Below are 14291 nucleotides of genomic sequence, written 5' to 3' on the forward strand. Positions count from 1 at the left end.
GATCAGGCAGAGGGAGCGAGACAGTTCATGGCAGTACGCGGGATGCTCGGCGGCCGTAACCGGCGCGACTACAAGACCCCGGAGCCGCACCCCTCCGGAGCCACGCCCCCGAAGATCCCCGGCGAGCTGGTGCCCAAGCACATCGCCGTCGTGATGGACGGCAACGGCCGCTGGGCCAAGGAACGCGGCCTCCCGCGCACCGAGGGCCACAAGGTCGGCGAGGGCGTCGTCATGGACGTCCTCAAGGGGTGCATCGAGATGGGCGTCAAGAACCTCTCGCTGTACGCGTTCTCCACCGAGAACTGGAAGCGGTCCCCGGAGGAGGTGAAGTTCCTGATGAACTTCAACCGGGACGTCATCCGCCGCCGCCGTGACGAGATGGACGAACTCGGCATCCGCATCCGCTGGGTGGGGCGCATGCCCAAGCTGTGGAAGTCCGTCGTCCAGGAGCTCCAGGTCGCCCAGGAGCAGACGAAGGACAACGACAAGATGACGCTGTACTTCTGCGTCAACTACGGTGGCCGGGCCGAGATCGCCGACGCCGCACAGCGCCTCGCGCAGGACGTCGCGGCCGGGAAGCTGGACCCGTCGAAGGTCAACGAGAAGACGTTCGCGAAGTACATCTACTACCCGGACATGCCGGACGTCGACCTCTTCGTCCGCCCCAGCGGTGAGCAGCGCACGTCCAATTATCTGATCTGGCAGAGCGCCTACGCCGAGATGGTCTTCCAGGACGTGCTCTGGCCGGACTTCGACCGCCGCGACCTGTGGCGGGCCTGCCTGGAGTACGCCCAGCGGGACCGGCGGTTCGGCGGCGCGGTGGAAGCGGTCCAGGAGCCGAAGGGCTGAGGAAGGGAGGTCCGGGGGCGCCGCCCCCGGACCGTCGTCAGCCCTTCGCGCTCGCGCACTCCGCGCACGTTCCGAAGATCTCCACCGTGTGCGCCACGTTCACATATCCGTGCTGTGCGGCGATCGTCTCCGCCCACTGCTCCACCGCGGGGCCCTCGACCTCCACGGCCTTGCCGCACATCCGGCACACCAGGTGGTGGTGGTGATCCCCGGTCGAGCAGCGCCGGTACACGGACTCGCCGTCCGTGGTGCGCAGCACATCGACCTCGCCCGCGTCGGCGAGGGACTGAAGGGTGCGGTAGACGGTGGTCAGCCCGACCGAGTCACCGCGGTGCTTGAGCACGTCGTGCAGCTCCTGGGCGCTGCGGAACTCGTCCACCTCGTCGAGCGCCGCCGCCACCGCCGCCCGCTGCCGGGTCGACCGGCCGCGTACCGGGGCCGCGTTCGTTCCACTGATCGGCGCCGTCGCCACAGCAGCCTCCTCGTGTCGCCCGTACCTGTGTCGGGCCATTGTGCCAGCCCGCCCGGGCGTCACGGTCAAACCCGGAGTTCGTCCGTGGCCGAACGGGAGGCCGGTACCTCAAGAGTGCACTCCCCGGACGCCGCTTCGCTCTGCCGGGCGCGCCTTCTGGCCAGCGGGGTCGCGAGCAGTGTCAGGCCGACGAAGACCACGATGGCCAGCAGCACGATCGTCGCGCCGGGCGGGACGTCCTGGTAGTACGAGGTCACGGTGCCCGCCAGGGTCACCGCCGTACCGATGACGACCGACAGTACGAAGGTCACCTTGAAGGACCTGGAGATCTGCTGCGCGGCCGCGACCGGCACCACCATCAGCGCGCTGACCAGCAGCAGCCCGACCACCCGCATCGCCACGGTGACGGTCACCGCCGCCGTCACGGCGACCAGCAGGTTCAGCGCGCGCACCGGCAGGCCGGTGACCCGGGCGAACTCCTCGTCCTGGCTGACGGCGAAGAGCTGCCTGCGCAGCCCCAGCGTCACCAGCAGCACGAAGGCGGCCAGCAGACAGATCGCGGTGACGTCCTCGGTGGAGACCGTGGACAGGGAGCCGAAGAGGTACGAGGTGAGGTTGGCGTTGGAGCCGGTGTCGGAGAGGTTGATCAGCAGGACACCGCCCGCCATGCCGCCGTAGAACAGCATGGCCAGCGCGATGTCCCCGCGGGTGCGCCCGTACCAGCGGATCAGCTCCATCGCGACGGCGCCGACGACGGCGACCGCCGTGGCCATCCACACCGGGCTGGTGGAGAGCAGGAAGCCGAGGCCGACACCGGTCATCGCGATATGACCGATGCCGTCTCCCATCAGGGCCTGGCGGCGCTGGACGAGGTAGACGCCGACGGCGGGGGCGATGACGCCGACCAGTACGGCGGCGAGCAGGGCCCGCTGCATGAACGGAGGGTGGAGGAATTCCATGATCAGCTCAGCAGTCCGGTCCGGACGGGCTCGGAAGCCGCGTGGGGGTGTACATGGTCGTGTCCGGGCAGGGCGTGCTGGCCCAGCGCCTTCGGGGGCGGCCCGTCGTGCATCACACAGCCGTCGCGCAGCACGATCGCGCGGTCGATGAGCGGCTCCAGCGGGCCGAGCTCGTGCAGGACGAGCAGCACCGTGGTGCCGGCCGCGACCTGTTCCCGGAGCGTCGCCGCGAGGATCTCCTGGCTGGCCAGATCGACGCCGGCCATCGGCTCGTCCATGATCAGCAGCTCCGGTTCGGCGGCCAGCGCCCGCGCGATCAGTACCCTCTGGTGCTGTCCGCCGGAGAGCGCGTCCACCGAGTCCCTGGCCCGGTCGGCGAGGCCGACGAGCTCGATGGCCCGGTCGACGGCGGCCCGGTCGGCCTTGCGCAGCAGCCCCAGCTTCGTACGGGACAGCCGCCCGGAGGAGACGACCTCACGGATCGTGGCGGGGACACCGCCGGCCGCCGTGGTGCGCTGGGGGACGTAACCGACACGCGCCCAGGTGCGGAAGCGGCGCAGCGGGGTGCCGAACAGTTCGACGGAACCACCGGAGAGCGGCACCTGGCCGATGACGGAGCGCACGGCGGTCGACTTGCCCGAGCCGTTGGCGCCGAGCAGGGCGACGACCTCGCCGCGGTGGACGGTCAGGTCGATGCCGCGCAGCACCACACGCGCGCCGAGTGCGGCCGTGGCGCCCCGCAGGGCTATGACGGGCTCGGTCGTGGTGCTCCCGGACTCGGGCATGAGCGACTCCGATACTGCTGCGATGGGTGTTGCGTGGATCACTTCGCGCCGAGCGCCTTCTGCAGGGCGGCGAGGTTGGACTGCATGACCTCGATGTAGTCAGCGCCCTTGGACTTGTCCGTGATTCCCTCCAGCGGGTCCAGGACGTCGGTCCTCAGTCCGGTGTCCTTGGCGAGGGTCTTCGCGGTCTTGTCGCTGGCGAGCGTCTCGAAGAATACGGTGCTGACCTTGTTCTTCTTCGCGATGGTGTGGATCTCGTCGATCCGGGCGGGGCTGGGCTCGGCCTCGGGGTCGACGCCGGCGATGCCCTCCTGGGTCAGGCCGTAGCGTTCGGCGAGGTAGCCGAAGGCGGAGTGCGTGGTGATGAAGGTCTTGGTCGTGGTGTTCTTCAGGCCGTTCGCGTACGCCGTGTTCAGGCCGTCGAGCCTGGTGACCAGCGCGTCCGTGTTCTTGCGGTAGTCCGCGGCGTGGTCCGGGTCGGTCTTCTCCAGCGACTTCCCGACGCCCTTGGCGACCTCGGCGTACTTCACGGGATCGAGCCAGATGTGGGGGTCGGCTCCGGCCTCGTCGCCGTGGTGCTCATGACCGTGTTCGTCGGCTCCGGTCTCGGTGCCGTGGTCCTCCAGCGCGGTGAGCTTCGAGGCGTCGACGACGTCCTTCGCGCCGGACTGCTTGATGGCGTCGTCCACGGCGGGCTGGATGCCCTTGAGGTAGAGGACGTAGTCGGCGTCACCGAGTCCGCCGATCTGCCGCGGGGTGAGCTCCAGATCGTGCGGCTCGACCCCTGGCTTGGTCAGCGTGGTGACGGAGACATGCTTCCCGCCGATCTGCTCGGCCAGGAACTGCATGGGATAGAACGAGGCCACCACGTTCAGCTTGTCGCCGTTCTTGTGATCGGCGGCATTCGAGCCGGAGCAGGCGGTGAGCACCGTGAGGCCGAGGGCGGCTGCTCCGGCAACGGCGGCGGTGGGTATGAGGCGGCTTACGTTCATGACAGTCATTTTCAACAAAAGTGGAAACGATTGTCAACAAGCCTGATGAGATGACCGCTCGGCCGTCCGCGCCGATACCGATTTGATCGAAGGGGAGTGCCCGCCGGTAATCTGAAGCATTCGCCCGCCCGTCTCCCGAGCACCACCCCCCCCACGAGGCGCTTCGCGCCACCCTGTCCAGTTTCGTCGTCGTAATGAAGAGAGCACCGTGGCCGCCGACAAGATCGACTCCATCGTCAGCCTGAGCAAGCGCCGTGGCTTCGTCTATCCCTGCAGTGAGATCTACGGTGGTCAGCGCGCCGCCTGGGACTACGGGCCGCTGGGCGTGGAGATGAAGGAGAACCTCAAGCGCCAGTGGTGGCGCTACATGGTCACCTCGCGCGAGGACGTGGTCGGTCTCGACTCGTCGGTCATCCTGGCCCCCGAGGTGTGGGTGGCCTCCGGCCACGTCGCCACGTTCACCGACCCGCTGACCGAGTGCACCTCCTGCCACAAGCGCTTCCGCGCCGACCACCTGGAGGAGGCGTACGAGGAGAAGCACGGTCACGCGCCCACGAACGGCCTGGCCGAGCTCAACTGCCCCAACTGCGGCAACAAGGGCACCTTCACCGAGCCCAAGCAGTTCTCGGGTCTGCTCTCCACCCACCTCGGCCCGACCCAGGACTCCGGCTCGGTCGCCTATCTGCGTCCCGAGACCGCGCAGGGCATCTTCACCAACTTCGGCCAGGTCCAGCAGACCTCGCGCAAGAAGCCGCCGTTCGGCATCGCCCAGATGGGCAAGTCCTTCCGGAACGAGATCACTCCGGGCAACTTCATCTTCCGTACCCGCGAGTTCGAGCAGATGGAGATGGAGTTCTTCGTCAAGCCGGGCGAGGACGAGGAGTGGCAGCAGTACTGGATGGACCAGCGCTGGAACTGGTACACGGACCTCGGCATGCGCGAGGAGAACATGCGCTGGTTCGAGCACCCGAAGGAGAAGCTCTCCCACTACTCCAAGCGCACCGCCGACATCGAGTACCGCTTCCGCTTCGGCGGCAGTGAGTGGGGCGAGCTGGAGGGTGTCGCCAACCGCACGGACTACGACCTCAAGGCGCACTCCAAGGCCTCGGGCACGGATCTGTCCTTCTTCGACCAGGAGGCCGGCGAGCGCTGGACCCCCTACGTCATCGAGCCGGCGGCCGGTGTCGGCCGCGCGATGCTCGCCTTCCTCCTCGACGCGTACATCGAGGACGAGGCGCCCAACGCCAAGGGCGTCATGGAGAAGCGCACCGTGATGCGTCTCGACCCGCGCCTCGCGCCGGTCAAGGTCGCCGTCCTGCCACTGTCCCGCAACCCGCAGCTGTCGCCGAAGGCCAAGGGCCTCGCCTCCGACCTGCGGAAGAACTGGAACATCGAGTTCGACGACGCGGGTGCCATCGGCCGCCGCTACCGCCGTCAGGACGAGATCGGTACGCCGTTCTGCGTCACCGTCGACTTCGACACGCTCGACGACAACGCGGTCACCGTGCGCGAGCGCGACACCATGAAGCAGGAGCGCGTCTCCCTGGACCAGATCCAGGCCTACCTCGGCGCCCGGCTGCTGGGCTGCTGACGCACCACGGTCCGACGACGAAGCCCCCGGTTCCCCGTACGGAACCGGGGGCTTCGTTGCACACTGTCCACGCCGAGCGTCGCGCCCGCGCGCCCACGCGTCCACAGGAGGCTCCGATGCCGTCCATGACCACGAGCAAGGTCAGCAGATGGGATCAGCACGGCCGTGAACACGTCGTCCACGTGACGAAGTCGGGGATGCAGCGGCAGTTGAGCTGCGACACCTGCGGATGGCGCAAGGGGGTGCAGTTCCTGCCCTGGCTCAAGGCCGGGGAACATCTCGCCGAGGCCCATCAGGCGACGGTCGACCCGACCGCCTGAGCGGACCGCCCGCGCCCGGCGCCGTCGTGCGCGGGATCGTCGCCGTGGGGCCGTCGCGCGCAGGGGCCGGGCGGCAGGGGGCCGGCGCGCCGCTGAACTCGGCCGTGGTGGCGGGACCCTGCCGGGGCGCGCGGAAAATCAGGTGCCCGGCCCGGTCCGGCCGGGGTACGGTTCCGGCATGTATTCGTTCTTCCAGATCTACGAGTGAGCGCGCGGCGGGCCCGACCACCCGCCGCCCATCGGATCGATTCCAGGTCGCTTCAGACCTCACTTCTCACCACGAATGGGAGAACACCGTGGCCAAGAGCCGCAACAACCTCCTCGGTGTGGGCGGACAGCGCAAGAAGCTGTCCCGCGCCGATCAGCAGGGCGTGGGCCCTGCGCGCGATGCCGACCGCAAGACCGCTGCCGACCAGAAGCAGGAGCTGGTGCGCAAGATGCGTGAGCGCGCACAGTCGGGGTCGGCCTCCGCGCAGACCGTGCCGTCGTCGGACGGCTCCGCGCAGCCGAGCGCGTCCGAGCAGGACACGTCGGCACAGAGCTGACATCTCCTCATCATCCGTACGACCGGGGGCCCGGATCACCAGAAGTGATCCGGGCCCCCGCCCGTGTCCGCGCCCCGTCGCCCCGCGTGCTCACGCCACTCTGCGCGGCAGCCGCAGGCTCAGCAGCGTCGTCAGGACCACCGCGGCCAGCTGCACCAGCAGCGTCATGGCCAGCGCGTCCCGCATCCCGGAGCCCGGGGCCAGGGAGAGGAACAGCGTGCCGAGCGTGGCCACGCCCAGGGCCAGCGCGGCCTGCTGAGTGGTCGTCATCACCCCGCCGCCCACACCGGCTCGCGCGGCCGGTACGTCGGAGAGCACGATGCGGAACAGGACGGGCAGTTGCAGCCCCTGTCCGAACCCCGCGATCGCGACCCCCGGCATCAGCCCCAGCACGCCGAGGCCCGACCACCGCTGCCACACGGTGAGCGCGAGCACCAGTACGCCCACCGCCTGGATCACCCCGCCCGCCGTCACGACCCGGCTGCCGTACCGCAGGATCAGTCGTGGACCCGCCAGGGACGCCACGAAGAAGGCCACCGCCATCGGGGCCATCGACAGACCCGCGGCCGCCGGGCCGAGCTCCAGCCCCTGCTGCAGCGCCACCGCGATCACGAACATGAAGCCGCCGAAACCGATCGAGAACGGCACCACCAGCGCCAGCCCGCGCCGCAGCGACTCCAGCCGCAGCAGACTCGGCGGCACCAGCGGGGTCCGCCCGAGCCGGTCGGCCCGCTGCTCGACCCGGTAGAAGGCGTACGCGGCGAACGGGAACAGGGCCAGCGAGGCCCAGGTCCACACCGGCCAGCCCGCGGCGCGCCCCTCCGTCAGCGGAGCCAGCAGCGTCAGCAGCGACACGGTCAGCAGCAGTGTGCCCGGTACGTCGATCGGCGCGGGTTTGTCGGAACGGGTCTCCGGCACGGCGCGGGCGGCCAGCACCAGCCCCACCGCCGCCACCGGAACGTTCACCAGGAACACCGAACGCCAGCCCGCGCTCTCGCCGAACACCGATGACATCGGGGCGGCGGCGACGAGCACACCGCCGAGGATCTGGCCCGCGACCATGGAGAGCCCGGCCGTCGCCCCGTACAGGCTCAACGCCCTCGCCCGCCGGTGCCCGGACGTGGCCGCCTGAATGGTGGCGAGCACCTGCGGCAGCATCAGCGCCGCCGCCGCGCCCTGCGCCACCCGTGCCCCGACGAGTGTCCAGGCGTCCGGGGCGAGCCCACAGGCGAGCGAGGTGATACCGAAGGCTGCGATCCCCAGCAGGAAGAGCCGCCGCCGTCCGGCCGTGTCGCCGAGCCGGCCGCCGAGTACGAGCAGCACGGCATAGGCCAGTCCGTAGCCGGCGACCACCAGTTCGAGCAGCGCGGGGCCCGCGTTCAGATCGTGGTCGATCGTCGGCAGGGCGACATTCACGATGAAGAAGTCGATCAGCGGCAGTGCCGCGCCGAGCAGCACGGTGAACAGTCCGAGTGCGCCGAGCACCGGAGTGGGGTGGTCGTGCCGCACCGCCCGGGCGGTGGTGGCGGATACTTCCGTCCGTACAGTTGATTCACTCACGCCGTCGAGAATCGCCGTCATCCGAGCCTGGTACCAGAGTGTCTTTATCCTGGTACAAGCAGCACCTGGCAGAGTGCCGGGCCGTTCGGCACGCTGGAGGTATGACGACGATGGCGAGCGAGTCGCCCGATGTACGCGTGGTGTCCGGGGCACCGGCTCCCCAGCGGCCCGATCCCTCCGAGCCCGACGTCCGGCGGCACGAACTCGCGGACTTCCTGCGCAGCCGCCGTGAGCGGATCACCCCTGAGCAGGTGGGTCTGCCCCGCGGTCCGCGGCGGCGCACCCCCGGCCTGCGGCGTGAGGAGGTCGCCCAGCTCTCCGCGGTCGGCGTCACCTGGTACACCTGGCTGGAGCAGGCCCGCGACATCCAGGTCTCGCCCCAGGTCCTCGACGCACTCGCCCGCGCCCTGCTGCTCGACCGCACCGAGCGCGGCCATCTCTTCTCGCTCGCCGGGGCCGTCGACCCGTCGCCCGGCGCGGACTGCCCGAGCATCACCCCGGCGCTGCGCGAGATGCTGCGGCAGCTGGACCCTGTTCCGGCCTGCATCCAGAACAGCCGGTACGACATCCTCGCGTACAACCGGACCTACGGGCGGCTGCTCTGCGACCTGGACGCCGTCGACCCCGACGACCGCAACTGCATGATCCTCTCCTACACCAACCCCCAGTGGCGCGCCGCCGTCGTCGATCTCCCCGAGATGAACCGGGTCATGGCCGCAAAGTTCCGCAGGTCGATGGCCGGACATCTGGCCGAGCCCGCGTGGAAGGCGCTCCTCGGCCGGCTGGAGGCGGTCTCACCGGAGTTCCGCGAGCTCTGGGCGCGGCACGAGGTGGTGGGCCCCGGCGGCCGGACCAAAATCTTCCGCAACGCCCATGTCGGACTGCTCCGCCTCGACCACACCGACCTGTGGCTCGGCCCCTCGCCCGGGCCTCGCATGGTGACGTACACACCCGCCGACGACGAGACCGCGCAGCGGCTGCGGCGCCTTCAGGCCCTGGAGTTCGCCGAGGCCTGATCCTCGACCGGGGCATCCGTCGGCGTCGCCAGCCGCTCCGCGGTCCGACGTGCCGTCTCCCGGGCCCAGTGCCCACTGGTCAGCGCCCCCACCAGCAGGACGCACACCCCGCACCCCGTGAGGACCCACCAGGCGGGCTTGCTCGCGTCCACGAACGCCGCCGCGTACGCGGCGCCCCGTGGGGACCCGGTACCGGCCACGCCGGCGGCCAGCACCGCACCGATCACGGCGACCCCGAGCGTTCCGCCGACCTGTCGGCTGGTCGAGGCGACCGCCGCCGCCACACCGGCCTGCGAGCGGGGCATCCCGGAGACGGCCGTATTGGTGATCGGGGCGTTCACCATGCCGAAGCCCAGGCCGAACAGCACATAGCCGGTGAACAGCAGGACGTTGTCCGTCTCCGCGTCGAACGCGGCGAACAGCAGCCCGCACGCCGTCATGGTCACTCCCGCGACGAGCAGCGACAGCCGCGGCCCCCGGCTGCCGACCAGCCGCCCGGACAGGGGTGCGCAGACAAAGGTCAGGGCGGCCATCGGGAGCATGTACAGACCGGCGTGCAGCGCGCTCAGACCGCGCACGTTCTGCAGATACAGCGTGTTGAGGAAGAGGAACCCGCTCAGCGCGGCGAACGCGCAGACCGCTATGGCGGTGGCGCCGCTGAACGGGGCGCTGTGGAAGAACCGCAGATCGATGAGGGGCTCGGGGCGCCTGGGCTCGTACAGCAGCAGCCCGACGACGGCGAAGGCGGCGAGCGCGGCGAACGTCAGGATGCGCGGCGAGGCCCAGCCCGCCGAGGGCGCCTCGATGATCGCGTACGTCAGCGAACCGAGCAGCGCGATCACCAGCAGCTGCCCCACGGGGTCGGGGCGGCGCGGCTTCGGGGCGCGCGACTCGGGGACGTACCGCCAGGTGAGCAGCAGCGCGACGAGACCGACCGGCAGATTGATCCAGAAGATCGACCGCCAGCCGACCGAATCCACCAGCAGGCCGCCGATCACCGGGCCCGCCGCCATGGAGATGCCGACGACGCCGCCCCACACCCCGATGGCGCGGGCCCGCTCACGGGGGTCGGTGAAGGTGTTGGTGATGATCGACATCGCGACGGGATTCAGCATCGAGCCGCCCACCGCCTGCACCATCCGGAACGCCACCAGCGACTCGAGGTTGGGCGCCAGGGAGCAGAGGACCGAGCCGAGGGTGAAGAGGACGAGTCCGATCTTGAAGATCTTCCGGCGCCCGATCCGGTCGGCGGTGGAGCCCGCGAGCATCAGCAGCGACGCGAGGACGAGGGTGTAGGCGTCGATCGTCCACTGCATGCCCGCCACAGTGGCGTGCAGTTCCTTCTGCATGGACGGCAGGGCGACGTTGAGGACGGTGTTGTCGAGGCTGACGATCAGCAGGCTCATACAGCAGATCGCCAGTACCAGCTGCTGTCGGCGGGGGCTCAGCTCGGGCATACATGGATAGTACGGTTAACTAACGAACTCTGCTGGCGGTCCGCTCCGCGCCGTACGCGACAATGGAGCAATGACCACGCTCGCCCCCTCGCCCCCGCTGCTCCGGATCGGCCCGCACACGGTGCAGCCGCCGGTGGTGCTCGCGCCCATGGCCGGTATCACCAACGCTCCGTTCCGCACCCTGTGCCGGGAGTTCTCCGGCGGCAAGGGGCTGTTCGTCAGCGAGATGATCACCACGCGCGCGCTGGTCGAGCGCAACGAGAAGACCATGCAGCTCATCCACTTCGACGCGAGCGAGACCCCGCGCTCGATCCAGCTGTACGGCGTGGACCCGGTCACTGTCGGCAAGGCCGTCCGCATGATCGTCGACGAGAACCTCGCCGACCACATCGACCTGAACTTCGGCTGCCCGGTCCCCAAGGTGACGCGCAAGGGCGGCGGCTCGGCGCTCCCGTACAAGCGGCCCCTGCTGCGCGCGATCCTCAACCAGGCGGTCTCCAACGCGGGCGGGCTGCCGGTCACCATCAAGATGCGCAAGGGCATCGACGACGACCACACCACCTACCTCGACGCGGGCCGGATCGCCGTGGAGGAGGGCGTGACGGCCGTCGCCCTGCACGGCAGGACGGCCGCGCAGCACTACGGCGGTACCGCCGACTGGGACGCCATCGCCCGGCTCAAGGAGCACGTCCCGGAGATCCCCGTCCTCGGCAACGGCGACATCTGGAGCGCGGACGACGCCCGTCGGATGATGCGCGAGACCGGCTGCGACGGAGTGGTCGTGGGGCGCGGCTGCCTGGGCCGCCCGTGGCTCTTCGGCGACTTGGTGAGCGCGTTCGAGGGTACGCGGACGCGGCGGGCGCCGGCTCTCCGCGAGGTCGCCGACGTCATGCTGCGGCACGCGACGCTGCTGGGGGAGTGGATCGGCGACGAGGCCCGCGGCGTGATCGACTTCCGCAAGCATGTGGCCTGGTACCTCAAGGGCTTCTCGGTCGGCTCCGAGATGCGCAAGAAGCTGGCGATCACCTCGTCGCTGGATGAGCTGGGCGGGCAGCTGCGGGAGCTGGACCTGGATCAGCCGTGGCCGGACGGCGCGGACGGGCCGCGCGGGCGCACCTCGGGCAACAACCGGGTCGTGCTGCCGGACGGCTGGCTGAAGGACCCGTACGACTGCGCGGGAGTGAGCGCGGACGCGGAGCTGGACACCTCGGGCGGCTGAAGAGGCGTCGCCGGGGGCCCGACCGGGGCCCGGTCGGGCCCCCGGGCCTTTCCGGGCCCTTCGGGTTTTCCGGGCTTCTCAGGCCCCTCACGCCCCTCACACCCCTTGTGTGCGACATCCCGTGAGTTCCCCTGAGCCCTGCGGAGCCCTTGTCCCCGTGGCCAGGGTGTTCTGTCTCCTTGGGGTGCTTTTCGAGCCGGTGACGTAACTTCAGGATTCTCGAAGCGTTCTCACTTCGTCCGATCAATCTGTGATCGGGGTAAGGCGAGGAGGCTCGGGTTGGCGCTGGCAGCCGTACGCGACCTGCGCGAGTTCCGCGATCCGGTCTCGGCGGAGGAACTGGAGCAGTTCGAGACCGACGTGCTCGCCGGGTTCGTTCTCGCGCGGGCTTCGGCGGGGCTGGCGGACGGCACCATCCGAGGAGACGTCGGGCACCTGGACCAGATGCGGGCCTGGTTCGGCCGGCCGCTGTGGGATATGGAGCCAGCCGACGCCGACGGGTACTTCGGGAAGGTGCTGCGGGGCTCGCCGAGCGGCACCCGGCTGGCCCGCGCGCAGGCGCTGACCACGTACTTCCTGTTCTTGGAACTGCGGCACAAGGTCGAGATCCACCGGATGACCGGTCGGGTCGTCGAGTGCCCGATCGATGAGATGAACCGGCCGCGGGGATCCAAGGACGCGGCTTTGCGGATCCCGCCGACCGAGCCGGAGATCAAGACGCTGTTCACTGGCTGGGGCGGCGAGCTGGCGACCTGCCGCAAGTTCGCCCCGACCGCGCGGAACTACACTGCATCGAAACTGATGTCGCAGGTCGGACTCAGGGTGAGCGAGGCATGCAAGCTCGACCTGGCCGACATCAAGTGGGAGCTGGGCCGCTTCGGCAAGCTCCATGTGCGGCACGGCAAGGGCGCCCGTGGCTCGGGCCCGCGTGAGCGGATGGTGCCGCTGATCAACGGTGCCGACCGCACGCTGCGGTGGTTCATCGAGGACGTCTGGGGCCAGTTCGACGACGATCACACTCGGCCCGGGGCCCCGCTGTTTCCTTCCGAGCGCAAGAACACCGACGGCTCCTCGCGCCGAGTCGGCGACGACGCCTTGCGTAACGGTCTGGCCTCCGCGGCGGAAGCCCATCTGCCCGGCTGGGCAGACACGCTGACGCCGCACGTCCTGCGGCACTTCTGTGCATCCGAGCTCTACCTCGGAGGGCTTGATCTGCTCGGGATCCAGGAGGTCCTCGGACATTCCTGGATCGCCACCACGATGCGGTACATCCACGTCCAGCAGACCCGGGTCGAGGACGCCTGGGTGTCCGGGCAGCAGCGGGCCGCGAAGCGGCTGGAAGGACTGATGGGATGAAGTGGAACCTGCGGCTGACCGCGGCGAACAAGGGGATCTGGAAGGCGTCCGAGCTCCAGCGGAGCCTGGCCGAGCACGGCTTGGTGATCTCGGCCGGGAAGATGTCCGGCCTGTGGTCCGGGCAGCCGGTCTCCCTCAAGTTGGAGGACCTGGACGTGATCTGTGTCGTGCTCAGCTGTGAGATCGGCGATCTGCTAATTCCCGAACCCGGGAAGGTCAGCCGCCCAGGTCAGCAGGCTGGAGTCCAGGAGGCCACGACCGGCTCGATGGTGGCCCCGGCCGTCGTGCCCAAGCGGCGCGACGGCCGTTCGCTGCCGCCTATGTGACCTGGCCGCCATCACCATGGGGAAGATCAGCGAGAACAAGCCGGCGGCCTCCTGCTCAGGCTGTTTCGCCTGGGGGCAGCTTCCCGGCCGGTTCTGCCGCGGCTGCTATACCTACGGCCAGCTGCACGCCGTCGGCGAGTGCGTCGGCTGCCAGCGGCAGGTCCCGGTCGATGACAAGCACGGCTACTGCCGTCTCTGCCGGGCTCAGGCGACCTGGGCGATCAAGGCCAGCGGCAAGGCTTCGGTGATCGAGCCGTACCTACGACGGGTGACCTGCCAGCAGCTGTTCTTCGCGAACCTCCAGCGACCCAAGAACGGCGGACCCCGGGTCGGCAAGGCCGGGCGGCGCGTCCTGAAGCGACCACCGGTTCCCGAACCGCACCGCGTGATCACCATGTCAACGCAACTGGCGCTGTTCACTGCCACTCGGGACTTCCGCCGGTTCGACCGGGAACTCCACGCAGACCTCGCCAACCCCTGGCTGGTCCGAGCCCAGCAGGCAGCCCGGGCCCTTGGAGAGGCCCGCGGCTGGAGCCGCTGGATCACCAGCGACGTGAACCGAGCCCTGGTCATCGTGCTGTCCGGCTTCCGCGAAGGTGAATCGATCCGATACTCCGAGCTCTTTCCGGCCCTACGAATCCGTGGGCTTCCCGTCGTGCGGACAGCCGAAGTCCTCGATCGCCTCGGCCTGTTCGCCGACGACCGGGCCCCCGCCGTCGACCGGTGGCTGGAGCGAAAACTCGACGGCATGTCGGCGTACGGGCTCTGATGCAGAGGTGCGTACGGGTTGATCTGCAGAGGTGATCCGGCGTGTCGGGCCGGGTCACGGGGCGGTGAGAGGAGC

15 protein-coding genes are annotated in these 14291 nt (G+C 69.6%); 9 read left to right on the forward strand and 6 right to left on the reverse strand.

Annotated elements, in window-relative coordinates; translation table 11 throughout:
- Positions 1-27 precede the first annotated feature (27 nt).
- Positions 28-849 carry an isoprenyl transferase gene (locus tag ACF1B9_RS11875; RefSeq protein WP_391740785.1) on the forward strand — a complete coding sequence of 274 codons (822 nt, stop codon included), beginning with the start codon at positions 28-30 and terminating at the stop codon, positions 847-849.
- Between the two features lie 37 nt (positions 850-886).
- Here the strand turns inward: ACF1B9_RS11875 and ACF1B9_RS11880 are convergent, their stop codons facing one another.
- The 4 genes from ACF1B9_RS11880 to ACF1B9_RS11895 all read right to left on the reverse strand — a co-directional run bounded on the left by ACF1B9_RS11880 (position 887) and on the right by ACF1B9_RS11895 (position 4057).
- Entirely contained in the window at positions 887-1321 is a 435-nt protein-coding gene (locus tag ACF1B9_RS11880) for a Fur family transcriptional regulator (protein ID WP_266361624.1), read from the reverse strand.
- Between the two features lie 65 nt (positions 1322-1386).
- A complete protein-coding gene (locus ACF1B9_RS11885) occupies positions 1387-2280 on the reverse strand; it encodes a metal ABC transporter permease (RefSeq protein ID WP_391740784.1) in 894 nt (297 codons plus the stop codon).
- Between the two features lie 2 nt (positions 2281-2282).
- Positions 2283-3065, reverse strand: a complete 783-nt coding sequence (locus ACF1B9_RS11890) for a metal ABC transporter ATP-binding protein (protein WP_391740783.1) — start codon at positions 3063-3065, stop codon at positions 2283-2285.
- Between the two features lie 38 nt (positions 3066-3103).
- Positions 3104-4057 carry a metal ABC transporter substrate-binding protein gene (locus ACF1B9_RS11895; protein WP_391740782.1) on the reverse strand — a complete coding sequence of 318 codons (954 nt, stop codon included), beginning with the start codon at positions 4055-4057 and terminating at the stop codon, positions 3104-3106.
- 208 nt (positions 4058-4265) lie between these two features.
- Between ACF1B9_RS11895 and ACF1B9_RS11900 the strand changes: the two genes are divergently transcribed.
- From ACF1B9_RS11900 to ACF1B9_RS11910, 3 genes are all read left to right on the forward strand, one after another.
- The gene (locus ACF1B9_RS11900) at positions 4266-5648 is read left to right on the forward strand and encodes a glycine--tRNA ligase (RefSeq protein ID WP_391740781.1); all 1383 of its coding nucleotides are present in this window, start codon (positions 4266-4268) and stop codon (positions 5646-5648) included.
- A gap of 116 nt (positions 5649-5764) precedes the next feature.
- Entirely contained in the window at positions 5765-5968 is a 204-nt protein-coding gene (locus tag ACF1B9_RS11905) for a hypothetical protein (RefSeq protein WP_351079151.1), read from the forward strand.
- A gap of 296 nt (positions 5969-6264) precedes the next feature.
- A complete protein-coding gene (locus ACF1B9_RS11910; RefSeq protein ID WP_391740780.1) occupies positions 6265-6513 on the forward strand; it encodes a DUF6243 family protein in 249 nt (82 codons plus the stop codon).
- A gap of 90 nt (positions 6514-6603) precedes the next feature.
- Here ACF1B9_RS11910 and ACF1B9_RS11915 read toward each other — a convergent pair whose 3' ends face one another.
- The gene (locus tag ACF1B9_RS11915) at positions 6604-8073 is read right to left on the reverse strand and encodes an MFS transporter (protein ID WP_391740779.1); all 1470 of its coding nucleotides are present in this window, start codon (positions 8071-8073) and stop codon (positions 6604-6606) included.
- Positions 8074-8174: 101 nt separating this feature from the next.
- Here ACF1B9_RS11915 and ACF1B9_RS11920 point away from each other — a divergent pair, with 101 nt between their 5' ends.
- The gene (locus ACF1B9_RS11920; RefSeq protein WP_391740778.1) at positions 8175-9089 is read left to right on the forward strand and encodes a helix-turn-helix transcriptional regulator; all 915 of its coding nucleotides are present in this window, start codon (positions 8175-8177) and stop codon (positions 9087-9089) included.
- Here ACF1B9_RS11920 and ACF1B9_RS11925 read toward each other — a convergent pair.
- A complete protein-coding gene (locus ACF1B9_RS11925; protein ID WP_391740777.1) occupies positions 9062-10546 on the reverse strand; it encodes an MFS transporter in 1485 nt (494 codons plus the stop codon). The genes ACF1B9_RS11920 and ACF1B9_RS11925 overlap by 28 nt on opposite strands.
- Before the next feature lie 70 nt (positions 10547-10616).
- On the opposite strand from ACF1B9_RS11925, the gene dusB reads away from it, so the two are divergent.
- The 4 genes from dusB (at position 10617) to ACF1B9_RS11945 (ending at position 14216) form a co-directional block, all read left to right on the forward strand.
- Positions 10617-11765, forward strand: coding sequence for a tRNA dihydrouridine synthase DusB (dusB, locus tag ACF1B9_RS11930; protein ID WP_391740776.1), 1149 nt, complete (start codon positions 10617-10619; stop codon positions 11763-11765).
- Between the two features lie 279 nt (positions 11766-12044).
- Entirely contained in the window at positions 12045-13121 is a 1077-nt protein-coding gene (locus ACF1B9_RS11935; RefSeq protein WP_391740775.1) for a tyrosine-type recombinase/integrase, read from the forward strand.
- Positions 13118-13447, forward strand: coding sequence for a helix-turn-helix domain-containing protein (locus ACF1B9_RS11940; protein WP_391740774.1), 330 nt, complete (start codon positions 13118-13120; stop codon positions 13445-13447). Before ACF1B9_RS11935 ends, ACF1B9_RS11940 begins: the two co-directional genes overlap by 4 nt.
- Positions 13448-13463: 16 nt before the next feature.
- Entirely contained in the window at positions 13464-14216 is a 753-nt protein-coding gene (locus tag ACF1B9_RS11945; RefSeq protein WP_391740773.1) for a hypothetical protein, read from the forward strand.
- Positions 14217-14291: the final 75 nt, after the last annotated feature.

The organism is Streptomyces sp. NPDC014727 (assembly GCF_043083485.1).
Taxonomy (GTDB): domain Bacteria; phylum Actinomycetota; class Actinomycetes; order Streptomycetales; family Streptomycetaceae; genus Streptomyces.